At 41.8% G+C, this 24742-nt stretch carries 20 protein-coding genes; 3 read left to right on the top strand and 17 right to left on the bottom strand.

Going from position 1 to position 24742, the window contains the following annotated elements; all coding sequences use genetic code 11:
* Positions 1 to 17: 17 nt before the first annotated feature.
* From D0T20_RS04280 to D0T20_RS04295, 4 genes are all read right to left on the bottom strand, one after another.
* A complete protein-coding gene (locus D0T20_RS04280; protein ID WP_116438483.1) occupies positions 18 to 1688 on the bottom strand; it encodes an ABC transporter ATP-binding protein in 1671 nt (556 codons plus the stop codon).
* Complete coding sequence (locus D0T20_RS04285) at positions 1678 to 2523, bottom strand: ABC transporter permease (RefSeq protein WP_162862683.1); 846 nt, start codon at positions 2521 to 2523, stop codon at positions 1678 to 1680. Before D0T20_RS04285 ends, D0T20_RS04280 begins: the two co-directional genes overlap by 11 nt.
* A 36-nt stretch (positions 2524 to 2559) precedes the next feature.
* Positions 2560 to 3528 carry an ABC transporter permease gene (locus D0T20_RS04290; protein ID WP_116438485.1) on the bottom strand — a complete coding sequence of 323 codons (969 nt, stop codon included), beginning with the start codon at positions 3526 to 3528 and terminating at the stop codon, positions 2560 to 2562.
* A 96-nt stretch (positions 3529 to 3624) separates the two neighbouring features.
* Complete coding sequence (locus D0T20_RS04295) at positions 3625 to 5316, bottom strand: ABC transporter substrate-binding protein (protein ID WP_116438486.1); 1692 nt, start codon at positions 5314 to 5316, stop codon at positions 3625 to 3627.
* Positions 5317 to 5774: 458 nt separating this feature from the next.
* Here D0T20_RS04295 and pdxS point away from each other — a divergent pair, with 458 nt between their 5' ends.
* Positions 5775 to 6710: a pyridoxal 5'-phosphate synthase lyase subunit PdxS gene (gene pdxS / locus D0T20_RS04300; protein WP_101896600.1), complete on the top strand. Its 936-nt coding sequence runs from the start codon at positions 5775 to 5777 to the stop codon at positions 6708 to 6710.
* A 22-nt stretch (positions 6711 to 6732) separates the two neighbouring features.
* On the top strand, positions 6733 to 7332 hold the full coding sequence (gene pdxT, locus D0T20_RS04305; protein ID WP_198684130.1) for a pyridoxal 5'-phosphate synthase glutaminase subunit PdxT: 600 nt from the start codon (positions 6733 to 6735) through the stop codon (positions 7330 to 7332).
* Positions 7333 to 7441: 109 nt separating this feature from the next.
* Here pdxT and D0T20_RS04310 read toward each other — a convergent pair whose 3' ends face one another.
* Positions 7442 to 9205, bottom strand: a complete 1764-nt coding sequence (locus D0T20_RS04310) for a glycoside hydrolase family 13 protein (protein WP_116438488.1) — start codon at positions 9203 to 9205, stop codon at positions 7442 to 7444.
* A 202-nt stretch (positions 9206 to 9407) separates the two neighbouring features.
* Between D0T20_RS04310 and D0T20_RS04315 the strand changes: the two genes are divergently transcribed.
* Positions 9408 to 10178 (top strand): type III pantothenate kinase, encoded by a 771-nt coding sequence (locus tag D0T20_RS04315; RefSeq protein ID WP_116438489.1) that lies wholly within the window; start codon positions 9408 to 9410, stop codon positions 10176 to 10178.
* A 53-nt stretch (positions 10179 to 10231) separates the two neighbouring features.
* Here D0T20_RS04315 and D0T20_RS04320 read toward each other — a convergent pair whose 3' ends face one another.
* The 12 genes from D0T20_RS04320 to prfB all read right to left on the bottom strand — a co-directional run bounded on the left by D0T20_RS04320 (position 10232) and on the right by prfB (position 24657).
* A complete protein-coding gene (locus D0T20_RS04320; RefSeq protein ID WP_116438730.1) occupies positions 10232 to 11722 on the bottom strand; it encodes an ABC transporter substrate-binding protein in 1491 nt (496 codons plus the stop codon).
* Between the two features lie 16 nt (positions 11723 to 11738).
* On the bottom strand, positions 11739 to 13646 hold the full coding sequence (gene glmS, locus D0T20_RS04325) for a glutamine--fructose-6-phosphate transaminase (isomerizing) (protein WP_116438490.1): 1908 nt from the start codon (positions 13644 to 13646) through the stop codon (positions 11739 to 11741).
* 129 nt (positions 13647 to 13775) lie between these two features.
* Positions 13776 to 14654 carry an amino acid ABC transporter permease gene (locus D0T20_RS04330; protein ID WP_116438491.1) on the bottom strand — a complete coding sequence of 293 codons (879 nt, stop codon included), beginning with the start codon at positions 14652 to 14654 and terminating at the stop codon, positions 13776 to 13778.
* Positions 14655 to 14687: 33 nt separating this feature from the next.
* Entirely contained in the window at positions 14688 to 15653 is a 966-nt protein-coding gene (locus tag D0T20_RS04335; RefSeq protein WP_016635665.1) for an ABC transporter substrate-binding protein, read from the bottom strand.
* A 230-nt stretch (positions 15654 to 15883) separates the two neighbouring features.
* A complete protein-coding gene (locus D0T20_RS04340; RefSeq protein WP_116438492.1) occupies positions 15884 to 16720 on the bottom strand; it encodes an amino acid ABC transporter ATP-binding protein in 837 nt (278 codons plus the stop codon).
* Positions 16721 to 16803: 83 nt separating this feature from the next.
* On the bottom strand, positions 16804 to 17799 hold the full coding sequence (locus tag D0T20_RS04345; RefSeq protein WP_116438493.1) for an amino acid ABC transporter permease: 996 nt from the start codon (positions 17797 to 17799) through the stop codon (positions 16804 to 16806).
* Positions 17800 to 17930: 131 nt separating this feature from the next.
* Positions 17931 to 18857: an ABC transporter substrate-binding protein gene (locus D0T20_RS04350; RefSeq protein WP_116438494.1), complete on the bottom strand. Its 927-nt coding sequence runs from the start codon at positions 18855 to 18857 to the stop codon at positions 17931 to 17933.
* 251 nt (positions 18858 to 19108) lie between these two features.
* Positions 19109 to 19597 (bottom strand): SsrA-binding protein SmpB, encoded by a 489-nt coding sequence (gene smpB / locus D0T20_RS04355; RefSeq protein ID WP_004130644.1) that lies wholly within the window; start codon positions 19595 to 19597, stop codon positions 19109 to 19111.
* 53 nt (positions 19598 to 19650) lie between these two features.
* Complete coding sequence (locus D0T20_RS04360; protein WP_240320605.1) at positions 19651 to 20967, bottom strand: CHAP domain-containing protein; 1317 nt, start codon at positions 20965 to 20967, stop codon at positions 19651 to 19653.
* Between the two features lie 205 nt (positions 20968 to 21172).
* Positions 21173 to 22096 carry a permease-like cell division protein FtsX gene (ftsX, locus tag D0T20_RS04365; RefSeq protein WP_032812849.1) on the bottom strand — a complete coding sequence of 308 codons (924 nt, stop codon included), beginning with the start codon at positions 22094 to 22096 and terminating at the stop codon, positions 21173 to 21175.
* Positions 22096 to 23424: a cell division ATP-binding protein FtsE gene (ftsE, locus tag D0T20_RS04370; RefSeq protein ID WP_116438496.1), complete on the bottom strand. Its 1329-nt coding sequence runs from the start codon at positions 23422 to 23424 to the stop codon at positions 22096 to 22098. Before ftsE ends, ftsX begins: the two co-directional genes overlap by 1 nt.
* A 111-nt stretch (positions 23425 to 23535) precedes the next feature.
* Positions 23536 to 24657 carry a peptide chain release factor 2 gene (gene prfB / locus D0T20_RS04375; protein ID WP_116438497.1) on the bottom strand — a complete coding sequence of 374 codons (1122 nt, stop codon included), beginning with the start codon at positions 24655 to 24657 and terminating at the stop codon, positions 23536 to 23538.
* Between the last annotated feature and the right edge of the window lie 85 nt (positions 24658 to 24742).

Raw genomic sequence — 24742 nt, forward strand, 5'->3', positions numbered from 1 at the left:
GACTTACCAATACAGACTTACAAAGTAGCAGCATCAATAAGTTCGCGAGTGTAGCTATGTTTTGGATTATTTAAAATTTGACTTACAAGCCCAGATTCAACAACAACGCCATCTTTTAGAACAACAACGCTAGAAGCTAAATGTTGAATCATACCAAGATCGTGGCTAACGAATATGCACGCCATATTAGGGCGATTTGCGCGAATCACATTAAACGCATCTAAGATTCTTGTGCGCTCAGCAACATCGATTGCACTCATTGGCTCATCTGCAACCAAAACTCTAGGATTATTGATTAGCGCGCGCGCAATCGCAACGCATTGAGCTTGTCCGCCAGAAAGCTGGCAAGGGTATCTTTTGCCAAAAACACTAGGATCTAATCCAACTAAATTCAAAACATCATCTACTTTAGAATCAATAACATGTGAATCAACAGTATTTGAATCAGAACTCATGTTTTTACGCCATATTTCAAGCGGCTCAGCAACGCTTTTTCTAACTGTCCAACGCGGGTCTAAAGCTGCAAAAGGATGCTGAAACACAAGCGAACATTGTCTTCTCATATTTACGTAAGCAGAATCTTTTAAACTTGATTTTCTAGCATTTTCAACGGTTTCGACTAGCTTTCCGCAATATTCTATACTCCCCTGGCGTATTTCTTGCAATCCAAGCAAAGAACGAATCAAAGTCGTTTTACCACTTCCAGATCCGCCAATTAGTGCTAAAGATTCGCCAACTTTAAGATTAAAGTCAACGCCTTTTAATGCTTCAACACGAGTCTTTGCACTTCCTAAAACAACATGAACGTTTTTAGCGTTAAAAATGCAATCATCTTTGGAAGAATCATTTTTATTACTAAAACTTAAATCATTCTTATCATCAAGACTTAGATCATTTTTATTACTAAGACTTAAATCATTTTTACTAAGACTTAAAGCGCGCGCTGCAAAAACAAGTTGCTTAGTAGAGTGAACCTTAGGATTTTCTAGCAATTCACCAACACGCGCACTATCGACTAATCGCCCAGAATCCAAAACATAGCAACGCGTAGCAGCGTAAGAAAGAACAGAAAAATCGTGAGTAACAAAAAGCATTGAAGCGCCCATATTATCAACTAAAGAAGTGAGCATATTCACAACATCTTTTTGCGTAACAGAATCAAGAGCAGTAGTCGGCTCGTCTGCAAGAATCAACTTAGGGCAAGTTATAAGCGCTGTAGCAATCCCAACTCGTTGCATTTGCCCGCCCGAAAGCTCAAAAGTACGCTTATTCAAAATATTTGTGCCTAAACCAACTTTTTCAAGCATGACTTTAACGCGATTTTGAATATCGTCTTCATCTAAATTGTAGTGGAGCCTAAGAGGTAAGGCGATTTGCTCGCTAACACTCATAATAGGGTTAAGAGCACGATCCGCTTGCTGAAAAACAACGCCAACATACTTACCGCGAATGTTTGCAAGCGCAGAATCGTTAGCGCCAACAGTTTGGGCATTGCCAACATGGCAAGAGCCAGTGATTTTGCAATTAGACGGAACTAGGCCAATCGCAGCTCTTAAAAGCATTGATTTGCCAGAGCCAGAAGATCCAACTAGCCCAACGCGCTCGCCATCTTTAACGTTAAGTGAAACATCGCTTAAAATGCGCGAAGATCCAATGCTAAGCGATAATCCTTTTATATCAAGACTCATTCTTAGACTCCCTATTTGCTGGATTTGTAGCACTTCTTAAAACATCGCCAAAAAGATTAAGAGCCAAAACTGTTAATGTAACAACAAGACCAGGCCATAAAGCCGCAAGCGGATAAACGTGAATCAAAGTAACCGAAGTAGAAAGCACACGACCCCAGCTCGGCACTCCCGAAGGAACACCAACACCTAGATAAGTCAATCCGCTTTCCGCTAAAATAACAGTTCCTGCCGAAAGCGAAAGCTGAACGGAAGCAATTGGCAAAATATTAGGAAGAACATGCTTTAGCAAAACGTAGCTTCTGCTAGCACCATTAGAAATCGCGCAATCAACATAATTAGACTTAAGAACAAGAACAGCACTTGGTCGCAAAATACGAGCAAGATTTAAGCCGTAGCCAAATCCGCATGCAAGCATGATTACAAGAACGGATGCTCCAAGAGGCACAGCAAGCATAAGCGCAATCAAAACTGTTGGAATGGAAATTAAAGCGTCTACTGCCATAATGCTTAGGGAACGAATTTTTTGAACACGACAAATCGTAAAGCTTAAAACAACAAACCCAACAACGCTTGCAATCGCAATTGTTGAAATAACAAGCAAAATCTCTACTCTAGAACCAGCCATAAGCCAGCTAAGCATATCTGCACCCGTGCCATCTGTGCCAAGCCAATGCTTTAGAGAAGGCTTTTGCCATACCTGGTACCCGTTTGTTTCTAGAAGAGAATAAGGCGTCCACACAAAAGAAAGCGCAGCTACAAAAATCCACAAGCACAAAACAATACACACGAATTTTCCAATAATTCCGCGCCAAATGCGTCTTAAAAACTTAATCATTGCTTGAATCACTCCCCACTTGAATCACAGCTCGAATCATTCACTACTCGAATCTTGGCTAAGCCTTGAATCCAGCAAACGATGCAACACGTCAATCGCAAACCCAACAAGCAAGAACAATGCAGAAAGCATAAAAAGATTGCCTTGAACAGATATAAGATCTCGCAAACCAACATCGCGCACAAGACCCATACCCATTCCAGGAAGCGAAAACAGATTTTCAATAACCATTACGCCCATAATCATATGCGCAAAAGTCAAGCCGATTACAGACACAAGCTGCGGCAACGCTAATCGCAAGCCAACTCGCCAAATCATTTGCTTTTTAGTCATGCCACAAGCCATAGCTTGCAAAGCAATGTCGCTATTAGAAATCTGCTCTAATGATGCTGCAGCGTAACGCATAAAGCCAGATCCAACAATAATGCCAACTGTTAGCGATGGAAGAATCAACGACAAAAATGCGCTAGAAAAATCACGCCAACCGTCTGTTGGAAAACCTTGAGTAGGAAAAATCTCAACTAAGCCAATGCCCCTGCCAAAAATCATGATTAAAATCATTCCGCCCCAAAGAGCAGGAACAGAGCCGCCTGCAATAGCGCAAAATCTTAAAAAGCCTTGCAAAGACTTGCCAGAATGCAAAACTTGCAAACATCCAAGCGGAATACCAATTGCGAGCGCAATTAAAAGCCCTAGAAAAATAAGCGGAAAAGTTATGCTAGCACGCATAGCAATAGTGGACGCAACGGAGCGACCAGTGAGCATTGAGATGCCGAAGTCGCCCCTAAAAACGCCAAAAATCCACTCTAAATATTGAATGAAAAGGGGCTTGTTTAATCCTAAATCGCGTCTTAATTGCTCAACTTTTCCATCTGGCGCGTTTAAGCCAGCCATAACTTGAGCAACGTCTCCAGGTAAAACTCTAAGAGCAAGAAATACGATTGCAGAAATAAATAGCAGCGCTACAAAAAACAACGCGATGCGTCGAAGAATCATGCGCTTCATACAAACCCCTTACTTAGTTTAATGTTCCCGAGAATTTCCGCTTTTTGTACGTGATTTTGCGGTTTTGAGCAACAAAATCGGGAAATTTAGACCAAATCACTTAAGTCGCAAGTTGTATAGCGGCAAAAGAACTTGATTAATGTCAAAAGGCATGCCTTCAAGGTTCTTTACCTTAGCTGTAACAACTTTGTAATTAAGCAACCAATCTGCAGGAGCATCCTGGCTAACGATTCGCGCAGCTTTAGCAAGAAGCTTATTAGACTCCTTAATATTCGCGCAAAGCATTGCCTTAGCATACAAATCCTGAACCTGCTTATTGTTGTAACCGTAGTAATACTTAGGATCTGCCCACTGGCCAAAATCATGGCTTTCATTGTGATCTACCATAGACAAATCGTAGTTTTTATTTGTATAAACGTCGTGAAGCCAAGTAGTAAATTCAACAACGTTTACTTTTAGATCAATGCCAATTTGCTTTAATTGAGACATCAATTGCTCACCAAGTTGCGTTCCATAAATATTCGGGTAAGTAAGCGAAAGATGCAAAGGATTCGACTCGCTAAAACCAGCTTCCTTCATTAACGACTTAGCGCGCTTAACATTATGCGCGTAAATCTTAGTTAAATCCTCATATCCTGGGTCTAAAGAAGGAATTGGTCCGCCAAGCAAAGCATCCGTACCTCCGCGCGAAGCAATAATTTGCTTGTGGTCAATCGCATAGCGAATCGCTTGACGCACGCGCTTATCTTTAGTTCGCTCACCATTCATATTCATAGCAAGCACAAATTTATCGGTAGTGTTTCCAGCTTTAACAACATAGTGCTTTGAATCCGCCTTAAAAGTCTTAGCAAGCTGGCCAGAAATAGGCGCCAAAGCTTGAACAGATCCCGAAGAAAGCGCATTTACAGCAGCAACATCGTCTACAAAATAGCGAACAACAACTTTTTGAGTTTTTGCCTTATTGACGCCCTTGTAGCGCGGATTTGCTTTTAACACAACTCGGTCGTTTGGCACAAACTTTTCTACCAAATACGGACCAGATCCAACAGCTTGAGTTTTAGCGTCATAATTCGCAAGCTTATCGAAAACTAAGCCAGCTCTAGAGCACAACGCCCACAAAAGCTTTGCATTTGGCTCTTTAAGCTTAATTTCAAACGTGTAATCATCTTTAGCTTTAGCAGATTCAACTTTTCCAACCATGTTTGATCCGCGATACTTCTTTGCAACAAGCTCGTTAAAAGACCACTCAGCGTCTTTTGCAGTAAGCTTATTCCCATTAGAAAAAACAACGCCTTTACGCATGTGGAAAGTGTATTTTAAGCCATCTTTGCTTATTTTCCAACTTTTTGCAAGGGATGGAACAACCTGATTTTTAGTATTTCTAGCTACAAGACCTTCATACACGTTTCCAATTAACAATTGCTCCAATGACGAGCCAGATTGATTACGAATATCGAGATTTGTAGGAGCAAGTTTTAATCCTATTGACACAGTTTTATTTGAAACTTGCGCAGAAGATGTTTGACTTGCAGGATTTTTTTGTGGACCCGTAAGCGTTGCAACAATCGCGCTAAATATTGCGATTACTACGATTGCTACAGAAACAAGCCAGAATTTTCCCAAACCACGCTTATTGGTTTTATACGCACTTTTAGACGCAGCGTTAAGCGAAGCATCTGTACTAAATCCAGCTTGCGATTCTTGGCGCTCTTGCGCGTTTTCTTGCACATAGAATTTATTGGTCACATCTTTAGAGTATGCGCCATCTTTGGGTTCTTTGTTATCCATTCAACAAACCTTTCTGGATTGAATTAGATACATTTATTTAATTGTTGTTTATGTTGTTATTTAATTGTTTAAGCTCGTTGCTTTGTCTAATTGCAACACTTGCAACACAAAGTCAACGGCATATACAATCGTAGCTTGCTAGCAAGTCAATCAAAACTAGAGCGAGTCTAAAAACCTGGTTATAAATCATTAATAAGTAATTGATATTTATACGTTTTTACAAAAATTTGACATCATTGTGTAAAAAATTTAACACTATTCTATAAAAATTTGACGTTATTCTAATCACATATCCTATGAATGTGGTTAAATGCCATCAGACGTAAACTTGCAAACGTGCGCAAAAAACAATACGATAGCTTGCATATTTGCAAAAATGTATAACAGACGCATAAAGATGTTACACACAGCATGCATGCAAAATGCGCCAATAAAACGCCAATAAAAAGCGAGGAATAATGGCAGAAAACTTGAATACTACAGTAACAGTAAACGAATCCTCAGATCCGCAAAATAACGGCAGCCAAGACCGCACTGCTCTAAATCGCCAGCTTGCACAAATGCTTAAGGGCGGCGTAATTATGGACGTTACTACTCCAGAGCAGGCACGAATTGCTGAAGATTCTGGAGCTTGCGCTGTAATGGCGTTGGAACGTATTCCTGCCGATATTCGCGCAGCTGGTGGCGTATCTAGAATGAGCGACCCAGCTATGATTCACGGAATCCAAGAGGCTGTGTCTATTCCTGTTATGGCAAAATGCCGTATTGGTCACTTTGTAGAAGCGCAAGTACTTGAGGCTATTGAGATTGACTACATTGACGAAAGCGAAGTGCTTAGCCCAGCAGACGACGTGTACCACATTAACAAGCGCGATTTTGCAGTTCCATTTGTTTGCGGAGCTAAGGATTTGGGCGAAGCTTTGCGAAGGATTAACGAAGGCGCTTCCATGATTCGCACTAAGGGCGAGCCTGGAACTGGAGATGTGATTCAGGCAGTGCGCCACATGCGCATGATGAATTCCGCAATCCGTAAGCTTACAAGCATGCGTGAGGATGAGCTTTTTGAAGAAGCTAAGACATTGCGCGTGCCTTTCGATCTTGTAAAGTATGTTGCGCAAAACGGCAAGCTTCCTGTTGTAAACTTTGCAGCTGGCGGTGTTGCTACCCCTGCAGACGCTGCTTTAATGATGCAGCTTGGCGCAGAAGGCGTATTCGTTGGCTCTGGCATCTTTAAGTCTGGAGACCCAGCAAAGCGCGCTGCTTCAATCGTTAAGGCTGTTACTAATTACAAAGATGCCAAGATGATTGCTAAGCTTTCCGAGAATTTGGGCGAAGCTATGGTTGGCATTAACGAGCAAGAAATCAAGCTTTTAATGGCTAATCGCGGCGAGTAATTAAGACGAGTGATTGAGGCGAATTATTTTGGCAAACTCACCTATCAATACAAATAATTGCGCACACACTGTAGCTGTTTTAGCTGTTCAAGGAGCTTTTCTTGAGCATCGCTTAATGCTAGAAAAGCTTGGCGCGCGCGTCATTGAGCTTCGTCAAGCACGAGATTTGGAGCAATCTTTTGACCGTCTTGTTTTGCCTGGCGGCGAAAGCACTGTGCAAACAAAGCTTCTTAAAGAGCAAAACATGCTTGAGCCTTTGCGCGAGAGAATTGCAAGCGGAATGCCAGTTCTTGGCACTTGTGCAGGATTGATTTTACTTGCAAAAAACGTGGAAGGTAACGAAGTTAGCGGATTTGGCACACTAGACGTTACTGTTAAGCGAAACGCTTACGGCCGCCAGCTTGGAAGCTTCCATTGCGAATCGGATTTTGGCAGTCTTGGAGCTGTTCCAATGACGTTTATTCGCGCGCCTTATATTGCGCAAGTCGGCTCAAATGCCGAGACTCTTGCAACAGTAAATGGCAACGTTGTAGCTGCTCGCCAGGGAAATCAAATCGGAACAGCTTTCCACCCAGAGCTTGACGAAGATACTAGAATACACCAGCTTTTCTTAGATTTGTAGTTTGATTTGCAAATATCTTAAGCTTGTAAATAAAAGTGGCACTTAAATCACTTGATTAAGTGCCACTTTTATTGATTAAATCGCTAGCAAAAATCGCTAGTAAAAATCGCTATTTTGCTTCAAAAATCGCGTATCCAAAAGCTCCAAGAGAGTAATTTTGAGCATCATAATTGTAGCTAATAATCGGCTTACAATCTGGCAAGCCACTAAACGAATCGTTAGACTCATTAAACGCATTTAAAGCCACAACAACGCGCTTAGAGTCGGTTTCTCGCGCAAACACAAATTTTCCGCGCTCATCATAGTCAAGAACTCTAAAATTGCCATGACTAAAGCAATCGTTACTTTTACGCAAGTTTATAAGTTCGCGGAACCAGTCGCGATTATCCTTTACAGGATTTACCCAAGGCATAGCCGCGCGGTAATCACACTCTTCAAAACCAACTACGCCAAGCTCGTCCCCGTAGAACACGCTTGGAGTTCCAACAGACGTAAGCAAACAAAGCTCAGCCAAACGGAATCGCTTATCCACCGCGGAAGAATCGCCAGAATCCGCGGAATTTTGCGCACACAAGCTCCTAAAGCGACTAACGTCATGACTATCAAGCAAATTCAATTGACCCTGAACAATCGGGAATGGGTATCTTAAAAGCATATCCACAAATCGACTATTAAACTCGCGCGCATTAATCTTGCCAAAAGCAAAGAAATCGCGGCAAACTTTGCGGAATTCATAGTTCATAGTGGAGTCAAACATGTCTCCTTGCAACCAACGCTCAGAATTCTCCCAAATCTCCGCAATTAGCACACTATCTTTTTTAGTCTTTTTAGCAACAGAGCGGAAGGCACGCCAAAAGTCTTTATCAACCTCATTAGCAACATCCAAACGCCAACCGTCAACATCAAAATCTTCAAGCCAATAGCGACAAACGTCCATAAAATAGTCGCGAACTTTTGGATTAGAAGTATTAAGCTTTGGCATTTTACGCTCATACGCAAAACACGTATAGCTTGGGCGCTCGCCATCTTCGGGGCGTTTAACAGGGAACTTTAATCCATAGAACCAATCCTTGTATTGCGAATTTTCGCCATTTTTAACAACATCATCAAACGCGAAGAAATACCAACTAGAATGATTAAAAACGCCGTCAATAATTATGTGCATGCCGCGATTATGAACCTCGCTAACAAGCTCCCTAAAATCGTCGTCGGTTCCTAAATTAGGGCAAACATGGTAATAGTCAAGAAGATCGTAACGATGGTACTCTGCAGCTGTAAAAATAGGATTTAAATACAAGCAATTAAAGCCCAAATCCTCAATATAATCAAGATTTTCGATTATGCCTCTAATTGTTCCACCCAAACGAGTGTGTAAAGTTTGGCCAGTTTTCTCATCAAAATAATCTTTTGCAATGCAACTTATGCCGCGTTTAGAATCTGCAAAACTATCTGGGAAAATGTTGTAAACAACAGCCTCTTTAAGCCAACGCGGAACGTCGCTAATCTCTTCGCGACGAATAAATGGGAACTGGTAGACTTCTGTACGATCTTCTGGAAAATCAGCTGCAATAGTATCGGCGTACAAATACAAGTGCTCATCCGCATCTTGCATCTCAAAGTAATAACAAACTCTATCTAAATCGCTGCTTATATTCGCTTCATAGTAATCAAAATAATCGTCGCTTGCAATCTTTTCCATTTTCAGCGTGCAAAACTTGTCTAACGGAGTTAAATCAACGCGATTTCCGTAATGCAAAACGCATGAACAAAGATTATTCTTTGCTGCACGCAAGCGAATTGTTAAGCAATATTCTGCCGTAGAATACGCGTATTGTGAAAGTGGCCTATGCAATATTGCTTGACGATTTATCATTTACAATTCCTTTCTAGCCTCGCTGCCATTGTTTTCGACTTTATCACCTACTGTGCCACACCGACACACTTTTATGTGATTTCCTAAAACAGCAAGCACAAACAATCAAATTGCACGCAACGACTTAGCATTAATGTAGTATTGCTCTAAAGATGCGCATACTTAAGTTTGGCAACACGCAACAAACACACTGGAGGCGAATATGCTTTTAGCAGTAGACATTGGCAACACGAATATTGTGCTTGGATTCTTAGATAACGGCAAGATTGTTGGCACATATAGAATGACTACAAAAGCAAATCACACTTCCGACGAATACGGCATTATGATTACGCAATTCCTTAATTTAAGCGGTTTTAGCGTAAACGATGTTGAAGATGTTATTGTTGCTTCGGTTGTTCCAAAAGTTATGCACTCGTTCCGCGCAAGCATTGTTAAGTTTTTGCAAATCGACCCTATGATTGTAGGTCCTGGAGTAAAAACTGGCGTAAATATTAGGATTGACGAGCCACGCTCTTTGGGTGCAGATTGCTTAGCGGATTGTGTTGGCGCGTTTTACGAATACGGCGGCCCAGCATTGGTAATTGATTTCGGCACAGCTACCACTTATAACTACGTTGATAAAAGCGGAGCAATTACTTGCGGACTTATTTGCACGGGAATCAGCTCGGCTGCGGCAGCTCTATGGGATAATACTGCTCAGCTTCCAGAAGTTGAGATTTCTCGCCCTAAATCCGTTCTTGCAAAATCAACTCGTCCTGCTATGCAAGCTGGCCTCTACTACAGCTTCCTCGGAGGCATTGAGCGCACAATTGAGCAATTCAAAATAGAGATAAATGAGCCTTTTAAGGTTGTTGCTACAGGAGGTTTGGGGCGACTTTTTGAAAAAGATGTTGATTCGATTGATCACTACGATCCAAATTTGATTTTTAAGGGAATGTACGAGATTTATAGAAGAACAATCGGTTGCTAGCGACTTTTCCTTTGGATTACAAACCTAAAGCGCATAAGTCTCAGCGAACACTCTTATCGAACAACAAAACCTTGATTATACCCGTATTCTTTTAAGTCTTTTTTCCAAAGCGCGATTCCGTCTTTAAGTCGAATCTTAGGGCCAGGGTCGTCTGGAAGAACAAAATCTTTTCCGTCATCTTGCTTAATTCCAGCGTCAATCATAGCTTTAATATTTAATCGCGCTTTTGACTTTCGATTCCAATCATAAGCCAAGCCAACTGTGGAGCGAAAATCACTACGCGAATATACTTCAAATGGCAAATACTTGTACCCCGTATACACATGTTGTGCTGCATCCGCAAAAACTCTATTAAAGTGTTGCCCGCCAAAGTATGGCACTTTAATTCCTCTAGAATCCAAAACAGTAGTCTTATTCAAAAATGCGCTATCTCTAAGAGTTACAACGTCTGCTGGGAACGCTCCCGAACTAACGCGTTCTTTAATGCCTTGTTGATTGTGGCAAACAAAATCAACAAAACGCATTGCAGCTTCTGGCTTCCTGCTAGATTGCAATACACTTAGCGCAGATCCGCCCATTTGCGCATTATGATTTTTGCCATCCATTGTTGGAACTCTTGCAACACGCCACAACCCTGCTCCGCCTGGAATATCGTGCATTAAAAGCGAAGTCATCCATGCTCCAGCAAAAACGGAAGCAACATTTCCAGAACCAACAGCGCTCTTCCAAGATGGAGTCCACGTTGTAAGCCTTGTGTCCACTAAGTCTTCGTCAATCATTAATTGCCAAAATTTTGTAAAGTCTTTTGTTCCTTTATCTTTGCTTAAGCGAACAGTAACAGTTTTTCCGTCGTGCGAAGTTATAAACGGATGCCCGCCAGAAAGCCAAATCATAGCGTTGTAAAAGCTAGCACCTCCAGAATCCGCAGCAATATAAACACCAATATTTTTTAGCTTTCTTGCTGCGTGAATGTAGTCTTTCCAAGTGTGAATTTGCGTAGCATCCACGCCTGCTTGGCTAAACACATCTTGATTATAAAACCACGCTAAAGGCCCTGAATCCATTGGCAAACCGTATATTCGGCCTCCTAATTGCACAGAAGACCATGATCCTTGCGTGTAAAATGTTTGAGTTCCCTGTACCCTATCTGTAATGTCTAGAAGCTGACCTCTAACAGCGTATTGTGGCAAAGCATAGTACTCAAGTTGAGCAACGTCTGGCATACCGTAGCCGTCTTGAATAGCGCTATTAAGATTGCTATACCCACTTGTGTCTTTAACACTAACACGAATATCTGGATTTTGCTTCTCAAAATCTGCAGCAATCCGCTTCATGCTTGGCTCCCAAGACCACACTGTGATTTTTGTTCTAGAATCAACAGATCCGCATGATGCACAAAAAACAACAGCAAAAACGCATATAATCGCAGAAATTACACGCTTTATATAACGAGTCAAATCGCAGTTTATATTACGGTTTATATTACGCATAACAAAACAACCAAAATACTGCTTGCGATTTTTGTGCGGTCTTCTTGCACTCATAACACTCATTGTATTGCTATTCCACAGTTACGGATTTTGCAAGATTCCTAGGCTTGTCAACGTCGTAGCCTTTAAGCTTTGCCATATTCATAGCAAAAAGTTGCAATGCTACAACATCTACAAGAGGGCTTAGCAATGTTGGGCATTTAGGGCGCCAAAACACAATATCTGCGTAACGCTCAGCGTCTGGATCGCCGTCTTCTGCAACCGCAATCGTAAACGCTCCGCGAGCCTTAACTTCTTCAATTCCCGATATCACTTTAGCGTGTAAAACGTCTCTGCCTCTAGAAGATGGCACTATAACAACAACTGGCTCTCCCTTATCTACAAGAGCAATCGGGCCGTGCTTTAGCTCTCCTGCAGCAAAGCCTTCTGTAAACGTGTATGCAATCTCTTTTAGCTTTAACGCGCCTTCTAGCGCTACTGGGTAACCAACATGCCTGCCAAGGAACAAGAACGATTTTGCGTCCATTGTTCGCTTTGCAGCTTGCATAATCGAATCCGTTTGAGTGTCTAAAACGTTTTGAATTTTATCTGGCATTTCTTTAAGCTGAGACACGATTTGCTGAATCTCATCCCTGTACATTGTTCCCTTGACTTGAGCCAAATAAAGACCAAGCATGTATGCTGCTACGATTTGCGCAACAAATGCTTTTGTGGAAGCAACTGCGATTTCTGGGCCTGCATGCGTGTAAAGTACAGCATCCGATTCTCGAGGAATACTCGATCCTTGAGTGTTGCATATTGCAAGCACGCGGCTACCCTGCTCACGCGCATGCCTTAACGCCATTAACGTGTCCATTGTTTCGCCAGATTGAGATATTGCAACAACAAGCGTTCTATGCGTTAAAATCGGGTCTCTGTACCTAAATTCGTGAGCCAACTCCACTTCTACTGGCACGCGCACCCAATGTTCAATCGCATATTTTGCAACTAATCCAGCGTAGCTTGCTGTTCCACAAGCCACAACTATTATCTTGTCGATTGATCGCAAAATATCTTGACTAATCCTAACTTCGTCAAGAATAATGTTCCCTTTTGCGTCGAATCGCCCACGCAAAGTATCGGCTACAGCATGCGGATCTTCGTGAATTTCCTTATCCATAAAGGAATCCCATCCGCCTTTTTCTACTGCAGAAGCATCCCAGTCTACTGTAAAGTAACTAGGGTTTTCAATCTTATTGCCATCAAAATCTGTAAGTAAAAGCTGTGCTTTTTTGTTTCCTTCTATATCTCCGATTAAAACAGCTTGATCTTGACCAACTTCAAGAACCTTATCTGTGTATTGAACAAAAGCAGCAACGTCGGAGCCTAGAAAATACTCATTATTTGAAACACCTACTACAAGCGGCGAATCGTGGCGAACAGCAGCAACAATATTAGGCTGTCTAACATCCACTGCAAGTAGAGTAAAAGCTCCTTTAAGAATTTTTGCAACTCGTCTTATTGCTTCAAAAAGATCTGGCTTACCAGTTTCTTCAATTATTTGATTCGCGATTTTTCCAAGCGCTTTTGCTGCAACTTCCGTATCTGTTTGAGACGAAAACTCTATGCCTTCTTTTTGCATTTGTTCTTTAAGACTAATAGCGTTTTCAATAATACCGTTGTGAATAAGGGCGATTTTTCCGTCTGCACTAACGTGAGGATGCGCGTTTAAGTCGCATGGAGCACCATTTGTAGCCCAACGCGTGTGGCCTATTGCAACGCTCGCTTCTGGCATTGGATTTTCGGCTATATCTTTTCTTAAAACAGCTAAGCGACCAGCTTTTTTGCGCACGCATATAGAATCCATTCCTGGAGCAGCAAGAGCTACACCAGACGAATCATAGCCTCTGTACTCTAAGCGTTCTAATCCGTTTAAGCAAACTTCTAAAGGCTTTGCGCAAACTGTGCCAAAACCTGCGTATCCAACAATTCCACACATAATTTTCTATTGTACGTTATAAAACGTGTGTGTTTCTACTCGTTTTGCAATTATGTTTTGAATTATGTTTTGAATTATGTTTTGAATTATGTTTTGAATTATGTTTTGAATTATGTTTTGCAATTACTGCTATCTGTTGCTATGAATGCTATCTGCTTTTGCTTCGAATCCTTTGCCAAAATGCTTTTCTAACATAACCTGCAAAACCATCAAAACAGACGTAATCACCAAATACCAAACACTAGCAACAATAAGAAGCGGAATCGGCTTATAAATACGATTAGCAACAGCATTAGTAGCAAACTGAAGCTCCAAAGTAAAAGGAACAGCCAAAACCAAAGACGTAGTCTTAAGCATACCAATAGTCTCATTACCCAAAGGCGGAACAATAATACGCATAGCCTGAGGCAAAACAACCCTACGCATAGTCAAAGACCTACCCATACCCAAAGCCTGAGCAGCCTCAACCTGACCAGCATCCACAGCCTCCAAGCCAGCACGAACAATCTCCGACAAATACGCAGCCTCATTAAGAGACAAACCAATAACAGCAGCATTCAAAGAAGTCATAACAACATTAGAATCAATCGAGAAAAACTCAACAGACGTAAACGGAACACCCAAACTCAACTTAGGAACAAGAACCGCAAACATACCCCAAAAAACAAGCTGCGTATAAACAGGCGTACCACGGAAAAACCAAATAAAGAACCAACTCACACCACGCAAAACAGGATTAACACTCTTACGCATCATAGCCAAACAAACAGCCAAAACAATCGCAATAACCATAGAAAGCAAAGTCAACAACAAAGTCCAACCAATACCAGCAAGAACATTCTCGTTAAAAATGTACTTCCAAACGATTGCCCACTCAAATCGAGGATTTGTAGCAATTGAATACACAAGAGCACACGCTATAATCGCCACAATAATGCCAGATATAATCGGCACTGGATTTTTGACTGGCAAAATACGCTCGTTGTTGTTGTTATTTTTAGCACTCATGTTTTTATCCTAGTCTAATCAACTAAAAAGCAATCACACTTTTGGATTTACTTCTGGGTGCTTAATCATAACGTCTTCAACACCCCACGCCTTCATTATTTCTTGATACGCGCCAGTTTGTATCAGCTTTTCAATACCAGCTTTTATTGCTTCTACAAGCTGAGTATCTCCTTTTTGAGCAATAATGCCCATAAGAGCTTTATCGCGGCTTTTACCCAATGGCTCTAGCTGCCCGTCCGTTTGCTCAATCGCAAAACTAGAAACAGGAGTGTCTGCATACATAACGTCTGCGCGGCCTGCAACTACTGCAGTCGTAGCATCCGTTTGTTCCCTAAATGCAAGAACGTCTAATGGCGCTTTGCGACTTACTTTACAGACATCTCTTGCGTCATACATTTGAGTTTCGCTTGTTGTTCCAACTTGAACAGAGACTTTTTTACCGCATAAGTCGTTAAGATTCACATTTGTTGGATTGCCTTTTCTAACAACAAAAAGCAAGCCAGCATCCGCGTACGTTACAAAATCAACCGACTTTTCTCGCTCTTTGCTAACCGTAAATCCCGAAACACCAATATCAAATTTGCTTCCAACAGATGGCAAAATCGCGTCAAAAGGCGCGTGAACAATGCGAAGCTTTAACCCCATTAATTTTGCTAACGCTTTGTTTAAGTCAATTTCGTATCCTACAACCGTTTTTCCATCTCTAGCATAAAATCCTGCTGGCGCATACCCAACATTAGTGCCCATTACAAGCTCGCCACTTTCAACAAGCTTTTTTGGCAACATTGCAGCAATACTTTTATCTTTTTTAATACGATTAACATCGTAGCTGCGCGCTAAAAGAGGATCTGGCCCAACAGCATCACTTGTTCCGCAAGCACTAGAAAATCCTAGTAAAGATAGCGACGTAAACGCAGCAACAAATCTTAGCCAACGAGATACACGAACGCCGTTCTTACTATGCGAGTTTGATTCGCATGAAGAACATGCATCACTCATACTAATCTCCGAATAAATTGGATGGAATATTCAAACAATGAACAACTTTACACTATGTTTGTTATTAGGCAAACACGCAAAACATTTCGCAAAATATTCTTTGCGTAAAATTGTTTGAATAATAGTACTAATCAAAATAAAAAGGCTGCAGCAAACACCACAGCCATAAATTATTCATGATTTTACACAAAATACTTTAATTTTTACGTATTTACATTTATATGTTATGCTTACAAAACGTTGTGCAGAAAATCCTTGAACCTTTCAGTTTGAGGATTATCGATAATCCCAGACGTTCCAAATTCAACAACTTTTCCGCCGTCCATAAACACAACTTGATCTGCAACTTCTCGAGCAAAACCAATCTCGTGAGTTACAACAATCATTGTCATACCATCGTTTGCCAAGTCGCGCATAACATTAAGCACTTCTCCAACAAGCTCTGGGTCCAACGCAGACGTAGGCTCATCAAAAAGCATTATTTCTGGCTTCATAGCAAGCGCGCGAGCAATAGCCACTCGCTGCTGCTGACCGCCCGAAAGTTGAGAAGGATAATGATCTACGCGGTCTGCCATTCCAACGCGCTCAAGCTCTTTAACCGCTAAATCGTGCGCTGCAATTTTGTCCATGTGCAAAACGTGAACTGGAGCTTCCATAACGTTTTCAATAGCAGTCATATGTGGAAACAGGTTAAAACGCTGGAACACCATTCCAAGCTTTGCGCGCTGCGCTGCAATCTCTTTATCGTTTAACGCTTGCAAAACCTCTTTACCCTTACGAACAATAGTTTTTACACCAATGCGCTCGCCGTAAATCGTAATTTTTCCAGATGTGATTGTTTCAAGCTGGTTCACTAATCGCAGTAAGGTTGACTTTCCACTTCCCGAAGGCCCAAGTATAACTGTTACACTTCCTGGCTTAACAGTCATATTAATGCCCTTAAGAACTTGCAAATTGCCAAAGCTCTTATGCAAATCGCTTATAACTACTGCTGGAATATCATTATTATTATTCTGATTTTGCGCGTCTTGTACGTCTTGCTCTGTAAGTGTTAGATTATTTGTCATTTTTCCTCAAATCTAATAAAAACTAATGGAATTTTATCATTTATAATGCACTTATTTATGCTTGCATTATGCAATCAATACAACTATGCGTTAAATCCAAGCATTGTTGCATTATTGCGACCATTTACCGCATCGCTAGCAGCTTTAATGGCTTTATCTCCACGCTTTGCAGCATTTGAGTTGATTTGCTTATTGTTTACAATGTCTTTTGCTTCGAATCCTTTGCCAAAATGCTTTTCTAACATAACCTGCAAAACCATCAAAACAGACGTAATCACCAAATACCAAACACTAGCAACAATAAGAAGCGGAATCGGCTTATAAATACGATTAGCAACAGCATTAGTAGCAAACTGAAGCTCCAAAGTAAAAGGAACAGCCAAAACCAAAGACGTAGTCTTAAGCATACCAATAGTCTCATTACCCAAAGGCGGAACAATAATACGCATAGCCTGAGGCAAAACAACCCTACGCATAGTCAAAGACCTACCCATACCCAAAGCCTGAGCAGCCTCAACCTGACCAGCATCCACAGCCTCCAAGCCAGCACGAACAATCTCCGACAAATACGCAGCCTCATTAAGAGACAAACCAATAACAGCAGCATTCAAAGAAGTCATAACAACATTAGAATCAATCGAGAAAAACTCAACAGACGTAAACGGAACACCCAAACTCAACTTAGGAACAAGAACCGCAAACATACCCCAAAAAACAAGCTGCGTATAAACAGGCGTACCACGGAAAAACCAAATAAAGAACCAACTCACACCACGTAAAACAGGATTAACACTCTTACGCATCATAGCCAAACAAACAGCCAAAACAATCGCAATAACCATAGAAAGAAAAGTCAACAACAAAGTCCAACCAATACCAGCAAGAACGTTGTTGCTTATAAGATAAATTCCAACAACATTCCACTCAAATCGCGGATTTGTGACTATTGAGTAAAGCAGCGAGCATGCGATTATAGCTACGATTATGCCAGCTACGATTGGTCCAGGATTTTTAACTGGCAAAATGCGCTCGCTTCCTTGCGAATTTTGCAAAGGCTTTTTATTTAAACTGTTAAACATACTTTCTCCATAAAGACTTTAGGTTGCAACATATACGTAGAAACATGTGCAAATCACTATATATTAAATACAAAAAATTGGCGTGCGATTTTACCTATGCTAATAGCTACAAACGCACGCCGAATTTAAAATCATACTTCTGGGTTTACTTGCGCTTCCTTAATAGCAACGTTTTCAACGCCCCACTTTTTAAGAATGTCTTTGTAAACGCCATTCTTCATAAGCTTATCGATTGCAGCCTTAATAAGCTTTAGCATTTTAGCATCACCCTTCTTAACGGCTGCACCCATTGGCTCAGCATCGTTGCTGCTTTCTAGAATCTCTAGCTTTCCGCTATTCTTTATTGCAGCATAACCAGCAACAGGAGTGTCTGCATACATAACATCTGCGCGGCCAGAAAGCAAAGCTGTAGTGGCATCAGTTTGATCCTTAAAGCTTAGGATTTCAAGCGGCTTATTGTTATTAGCCTTGCATTGCTTCTTGGCTTCTTCCATGATTGGCTCGCCAACAGTGCCAGTTTCTAATGTAACTTTTTTGCCGCAAAGATTCTTTGGATCCACCTTAGTTGGATTGCCTTTACGAACTTCAAAAGATAAGCCAGCGTTTGCGTACGTTACAAAATCAACGGACTTCATACGTTCAGCGTTGACTGTAAAGCCAGAGATTCCAACGTTATACTTGCTTCCGATTGCTGGAATAATGGAATCGAATTGCGCGTGCATAATCTTGGCTTTTAAGCCCATCAGCTTTGCTAACGCCTTAGAAAAATCAATCTCGTAGCCGACTGGAGTTTTGCCATCGGCAGCAAAGAATTCTGCAGGAGCATAGCTAACATTTACGCCAACAGTTAGCTCGCCAGTTTTTGCAACGCTTTCTGGAACAAGCTTTGCAATCTCTTCGTCTTTTTGAACTTTGCTTACATCGTAGCTGCGTGCCACATCTGGGTCTTCTGCTTTAGAATCAGCAGGGCCGCATGCGCATGTGCATCCAATCAATGCAAGAGTTGCAATTGCAGCAACTGGCTTAGCGAACATAAAAATCTTATTTGACTTAAGCATTTTCTTCTCCTGTTCAATCCTTCAGTTTTAAAGAATGAATAACTTATAATTTACAGTGATATGCATAACTATACACGATATCGCTACTAAATTGCGGTTATTAAAATACAAAAACTGAATATTCATAAATTGCTATACACGCATATGCTGAAAAATAACGAAAAATAACGAATTACAAAATCAAAAAGCCGTATATTATTCGTAAAAATGAATAATATACGGCGTGTCGTTATACAATCGCACTACATAAATCATCTAGATTGCATATTCTTGTATCGCATAGCGCGCAATGCCTCGCGCTTATCTTGTTCTTCGCGCAAAGCCTGCCGCTTATCGTACTCTTTTTTGCCTCGCGCCAAAGCAATCTCAACTTTAGCGTAACTGCCCTTAAAATAAATCCTCAAAGGCACAATCGTATAACCTTTAGCTTCAATTTGCCTAGAAAGCTTAGCAATTTGAACAGCATGAAGAAGTAACTTACGCTTGCGTTTTGGCGCATGATTATTCCACGTTCCATTTAGATACTCTGGAATATTTGCGCCTTCTAGCCAAATCTCACCACGTCTATCAATATTTACAAACGCTTCAGCTAAAGAAGCTCTGCCTTCTCGTAAAGACTTAACTTCGGTTCCAGTAAGCGCAATACCTGCTTCGTAGCAATCTTCAATCGCATAGTCGTGATTAGCTTTTTTATTTCTTGCAACAGTTAAAGTACCATCTGAACCAGGTTTTTTATCCAAATTACACCAACCTAAATCGAGTCATACCTAAATCAAATCATAAAAATTAAAAATTAATAGTGAACGTACTCATAGTTTCCAGCATTGCCGATAGTCCTATAAGACGGGAAAGTTGCAAACCCAACGCCGCCTTCGGATATAAGCACGGAGCCATCGGAATTTACACGCTCAACAACAGCAACATGGCCGTACGTAGGGTCGGACCCAGCAGCACCTCTAGAAAACACCATAACAGCGCCAACGTGTGGAGTGCGATTTACAAGATAACCGAGTCTGCGCCCAGAATTTGCCCAGTCTGCGCCGTTTCCCATAAATGACCCAACAGGCAAACCAAGCTGCGACCTACGCAAATACGCCCAAAGCGTGCACTGGCGAGCAGGGTATGCAGAACCTCCCGCAGTATTACCAGTATTATGTCCGTAGCAATTACCAGCACCAGCAGGGCAATTGCCAGGAACTGAGTAATTCATACCACTTGCAGCACCATTAGAAAGAGGCAACGCAGGCAAATAAGGCGCACTCCAGCCACCACCACGTATTTGTTGGCGATTAGCATTTGGATTCATGCGAGCTGCAGCAGACGCAGCCAAAGCCCTAGCTTGAGCGTCGATTTGAGACTTTAACGCAACGATTTCTGCAGCCTCACGAGCAGCACGAGACGTAAGACTGTTCTTTTGACTTTCCAACTGCTTTCTAAGAACACTTCCCTGGTCTCGCAGATTTTGCAAAGAACGCTGCTTATCTACAGCAGCTTTTGCTGCAGCTTGCGCGCTTTGTGCCTGGTCTTGAGCTTTTTGCTTTAATTTTTGAATCTCATCTTCTATAGCAGCCAAACGCTGACGCCTATTCATTGAGTTATTCAAAGTAACAGCAGCATCGTTAGCAGCATTCGCCTCACTACGAACAACGGCAGCTTCCGATTGAAGTTTTCCAACAAATTGCTCGGTAGTTGTTGAATTGGTTACCATAGCCATTACGTTAGAAGCGTTTGAACCGTGGAAACTTTTTCGCGCAAGCGCAGCCACCGCAGCCTTTGCGTCGTCAAAATCTTCGCCAGTTTTTTTAATCTTTTCTTCCAAATCGCGCTTATCTTTTTGAGCAGATTGCAAACGTTGATTTGTTGATTCAACAAGACTCATTGCTTGTTGCGCTTGATCTTGAGCCTGTTGAGCTGCTCGAATCTGGTTTGGAATTTGATGCTCGTTAAGATCATTAAGCTCTAAAATCTTATCTGCAAGCTGCTTACTAACTCCAGCCAATTGCTTTTTAAGAGCCGCATTACTTTGCACTTTTCTGTTGTAATCTTGCATTGTTACAGCATTCGCACGCAAAGGAGTATACGCAAGTAGAATAGTAAATGCAGAAAGCATAAGAACGCCTAGCGCAATCACGCTAGTAACAACGCGTTTAGAATAGTAAAAATAGCATCCTTTGCTTTCAAACTTTCTACCCAACTTGCTTTCCTTTCAACCTTTACAAGCACTAAAGCGAATTATACATTGAAAATCTTATTAATCGTAAGCGTTTCAAACCAATCTTAAGTTTTATATCACTTATATTTATATTTAAGACGATTTACGCTTGCAAATATCGTCTCAAAGCAAACGCAGAGGCGATTATTGAAAGCAAAACAGCTCCAATAACCAATGCTGGAACAGTCATCCAAACAGTTGCTTGATTAACAAACGGCATCCAACGAACATTTTGTGCAAGCCAATCTGTAATAAACACCTTAACAACAATGCTTAGCGCGCACCCAGATAGCAAAGATCCTATAAGAGAAGCAAACGCTCCTTCTAAAATAAACGGCATGCGAATTGTCCAATTAGAAGCGCCAACAAGTCGCATAATCTCTGTCTCTTGCTTTCTAGAAGCCGCAGACATGCGAATCGTAGTACCTGTAAGCATAATCGCCACAACAACCATAACTGCAGCAAGAACAATAGTCACAGCTGTTGCGTGATTCAAAACACTAAACACGGGGTCAAAAATCTGCCTTTGGTCCACAACTTCTTCTACACCTTCACGACCAGAAAGAACCTCGGAAACAACTTGATATTTTGTTGGATTTGTAAGCTTTAGTCGCAAGGAATCTTGCATATCTGCAGCTGTTAAAGTGCGGCCTTGATATAAGCCATTAGGATATTGCTTAAGAAAAGTGTTCTTGTAAAACTCACTTCTGCTAACGTAAGTTATGTTTGAAACGTCTGAGCCAAGTTCTTGGTTAATAATGTTTTCTAACTTTACGATTTCGCTCTTTGTTGGAGCTTTTCCAGAAGCGCAAGATGCTGCCTGACTCGTGCCATCTGGGCAAAGCCACGCAACCACTTCTACTTTGTCGTACCAATCGCCCTTAGCTTTTGTGATTTGTGCTTGCATAAGAACAGATGCGCCTATAAACAAGAACGATATGAAGGTAACGAGCATTACCGAAATAATCATAGAAACGTTTCTGCGTAAACTAATCCACGTTTCGGAGAATATGAATCGCAATCGCATTACTCGTCTCCTTCGTTCTTAAGATTTTCGCTATTATTCACTTCCGTTTTATTCTCTTCGCTTTTATTTACTTCGCTTTTATTCGCTTCGGTTTTATTCGCTTCGGTTTTATTCGCTTCGCTATCGCTAGCTTTGCTATTAGAGCTTGCTTCGTTCGACTCGTCAACGCTACTGGCATCACCCTTATCTTCTGACTTTTTTGCAGGAGGAGCAGGCGGAATCGAAAGCCCACGCCCCCAAGTCATAGTTGTTTCTAAAGGCTGAAAAACCTCGCCATATCTACCCGTTCTGCCAGAATGAACAGATTGCGCAAGACGAGCAATGCCCTCATTATTTTCGGACCCATTTTGCAAAGTTTGAGCAACAGCATCCATTGCCTTTTTTGCTTGAACCGCACGCTTTGCACGTTTAGACATAAAACGATAATTTTCTTGCGACTCGTCAAAACCATTTGCATTTATAGGTGATTGACTATTAGCATTTGAGCTAGATTCGCCATTTGATTCTGCATTTGATTCGCCATTTGAACCGCTCTTAGAACCGCCCTTAGAATCAGCAACAGCCGCACTAATGGAGTCTCCTTCTACAGCTTGCTGAGCTTTCGACTTTTGCTCAACATCTGCGTCTGGGAAGTAAAGCGCAGAATCGTAAGAACCCTCGCGCTCATCTCGCACAATATGACCAGAATGAAGCTCCACAACGCGCTTTCGCATAGAGTTAACAATTTCCTCATTGTGCGTAGCCATAACAATCGTAGTACCCGTGCGATTAATGGCGTCCAAAACTTCCATAATTCCAAGCGAAGTTGTAGGATCCAAGTTTCCAGTAGGCTCGTCTGCAAGAAGAATTTGCGGATGATTAACGTACGCGCGCGCAATGGCAACTCGCTGAGCCTCTCCACCCGAAAGCTCGTGCGGATAATTATTCTCCTTGCCAGTTAAACCAACTGTTTCCAAAACTCGCGGAACAAGCGACTTAATCGTAGAGCGGCTCGTGCCAATAACCTCTAGTGCAAAAGCCACATTTTGATACACAGTTTTATTATTAAGCAGCTTATAATCCTGAAAAATAAAGCCGAGCGACCTTCTATACTGCGGAACCTGGCGATTTACCAGTCGCCTCAAGTCATTGCCAGCAACGTGAATCTCGCCTTTTGTGGCTTCTTCTTCTCGCAAAAGCAAACTCAAAAGCGTTGTCTTACCAGACCCAGAAGCGCCAACAAGAAACACAAAGTCGCCGCGATTAACGTCTAAAGAAATATCGTCCAAAGCGGGGCGCGTGCCCTTAGGATAAATCTTCGACACATGTTCTAGCGAAATCAGAGACATATCTGCATTTTCCTTTACGAACTATTGAACGATATTCTTTACTTTTTACTATCTTATAGATTGTTTTTGATTTTAGGCGCTTTACGCTAAGTCAAAACAACCTAGACGCAATTATCCGCGCTTTGCAGCAACTCGCTGCTCGTGCCTCCATCGAATGCCAGCTTCAATGAAACCGTCAATATCTCCGTCAAAAACAGCTTGAGTTTGCGAAGTTTCGTAGCCTGTGCGCAAATCCTTTACCATCTGGTACGGGTGAAGAACGTAGGAGCGCATCTGATCTCCCCAACTTGCCTTAATATCTCCAGCAAGCTCCTTCTTTTTCGCTGCTTCTTCCGCATGCTTTAACACCAGCAAACGCGATTGCAAAACTGCCATTGCAGCAGCACGGTTCTGAATCTGGCTGCGCTCATCTTGCATAGAAACAACCAAACCAGTAGGCAAATGCGTAATGCGAACAGCAGAATACGTAGTGTTTACGCCTTGTCCGCCAGGGCCAGACGCTTGGAAAGTATCTACGCGAATATCTGAATCTGGAATATCAATATGATCCGTAGCTTCAACAAGTGGGATTACTTCCACGGCACTAAAGCCAGTTTGACGCCTGCCTTGATTATCGAATGGAGATATACGAACCATTCTGTGAGTGCCGCCTTCTACGGAAAGACGACCATACGCGTATGGGGCATCCACCTGGAAAGTCGCAGATTTAATACCAGCTTCTTCCGCATAAGACGTGTCCATCATCTTAGTTTTGTAGCCATTTCGCTCTGCCCAGCGCAAGTACATTCTAAGAAGCATTTGCGCAAAATCAGCCGCATCCACGCCACCAGCGCCAGATCGAATTGTAACTACAGCTGCACGCGCGTCGTATTCGCCATCAAGAAGAGTTTGTACTTCCATATCGTCAAGCTCGTGCGCGATAGAGCCAAGCTCCTCTTGAGCCTCACTCATAGAATCGGCATCGCCTTCTTCTTGCCCAAGCTCAATCAAAGTTTTAGCATCTTCAATGCGCTGATCTACAGCTTGCAAGCGCTTTAATTGAGACTGAGCTGCCGAAAGCTTACTCGTAACTTGCTGAGCGTGCTCAGAATCGTCCCAAAGTCCAGGCTGTGCAGCTTGCTTTTCTAAATCTGCAATCGTAGACTGCAATGAATCAATATCTATTGCTTTAGAAATCGAAGAATACTTTGCTTCAACATCATTTAACGCTTGAGCAAAATCAAATTCCGCCATTTACTTAAAGTACCTCTTTATGTTTTATTATGTTCGTTTTACGCAATTACTATTTAACGCTATTTAACGCTTTACACAATTACTA

The organism is Gardnerella piotii (assembly GCF_003397585.1).
Classification (GTDB): domain Bacteria; phylum Actinomycetota; class Actinomycetes; order Actinomycetales; family Bifidobacteriaceae; genus Bifidobacterium; species Bifidobacterium piotii.

Coding starts and splice junctions, on each gene's coding strand:
- pdxS (WP_101896600.1), top strand. CDS start 5,775: ATGGCAGAAAACTTGAATACTACAGTAACAGTAAACGAATCCTCAGAT.
- D0T20_RS04310 (WP_116438488.1), bottom strand. CDS start 9,205: ATGATAAATCGTCAAGCAATATTGCATAGGCCACTTTCACAATACGCG.
- D0T20_RS04345 (WP_116438493.1), bottom strand. CDS start 17,799: ATGTTTAACAGTTTAAATAAAAAGCCTTTGCAAAATTCGCAAGGAAGC.
- D0T20_RS04295 (WP_116438486.1), bottom strand. CDS start 5,316: ATGGATAACAAAGAACCCAAAGATGGCGCATACTCTAAAGATGTGACC.
- D0T20_RS04290 (WP_116438485.1), bottom strand. CDS start 3,528: ATGAAGCGCATGATTCTTCGACGCATCGCGTTGTTTTTTGTAGCGCTG.
- D0T20_RS04335 (WP_016635665.1), bottom strand. CDS start 15,653: ATGAGTGATGCATGTTCTTCATGCGAATCAAACTCGCATAGTAAGAAC.
- prfB (WP_116438497.1), bottom strand. CDS start 24,657: ATGGCGGAATTTGATTTTGCTCAAGCGTTAAATGATGTTGAAGCAAAG.
- D0T20_RS04360 (WP_240320605.1), bottom strand. CDS start 20,967: ATGCTTTCTGCATTTACTATTCTACTTGCGTATACTCCTTTGCGTGCG.
- ftsX (WP_032812849.1), bottom strand. CDS start 22,096: ATGCGATTGCGATTCATATTCTCCGAAACGTGGATTAGTTTACGCAGA.
- D0T20_RS04285 (WP_162862683.1), bottom strand. CDS start 2,523: ATGATTAAGTTTTTAAGACGCATTTGGCGCGGAATTATTGGAAAATTC.
- D0T20_RS04330 (WP_116438491.1), bottom strand. CDS start 14,654: ATGAGTGCTAAAAATAACAACAACAACGAGCGTATTTTGCCAGTCAAA.
- D0T20_RS04340 (WP_116438492.1), bottom strand. CDS start 16,720: ATGACAAATAATCTAACACTTACAGAGCAAGACGTACAAGACGCGCAA.
- glmS (WP_116438490.1), bottom strand. CDS start 13,646: ATGTGTGGAATTGTTGGATACGCAGGTTTTGGCACAGTTTGCGCAAAG.
- D0T20_RS04350 (WP_116438494.1), bottom strand. CDS start 18,857: ATGCTTAAGTCAAATAAGATTTTTATGTTCGCTAAGCCAGTTGCTGCA.
- ftsE (WP_116438496.1), bottom strand. CDS start 23,424: ATGTCTCTGATTTCGCTAGAACATGTGTCGAAGATTTATCCTAAGGGC.
- D0T20_RS04280 (WP_116438483.1), bottom strand. CDS start 1,688: ATGAGTCTTGATATAAAAGGATTATCGCTTAGCATTGGATCTTCGCGC.
- D0T20_RS04320 (WP_116438730.1), bottom strand. CDS start 11,722: ATGAGTGCAAGAAGACCGCACAAAAATCGCAAGCAGTATTTTGGTTGT.
- D0T20_RS04315 (WP_116438489.1), top strand. CDS start 9,408: ATGCTTTTAGCAGTAGACATTGGCAACACGAATATTGTGCTTGGATTC.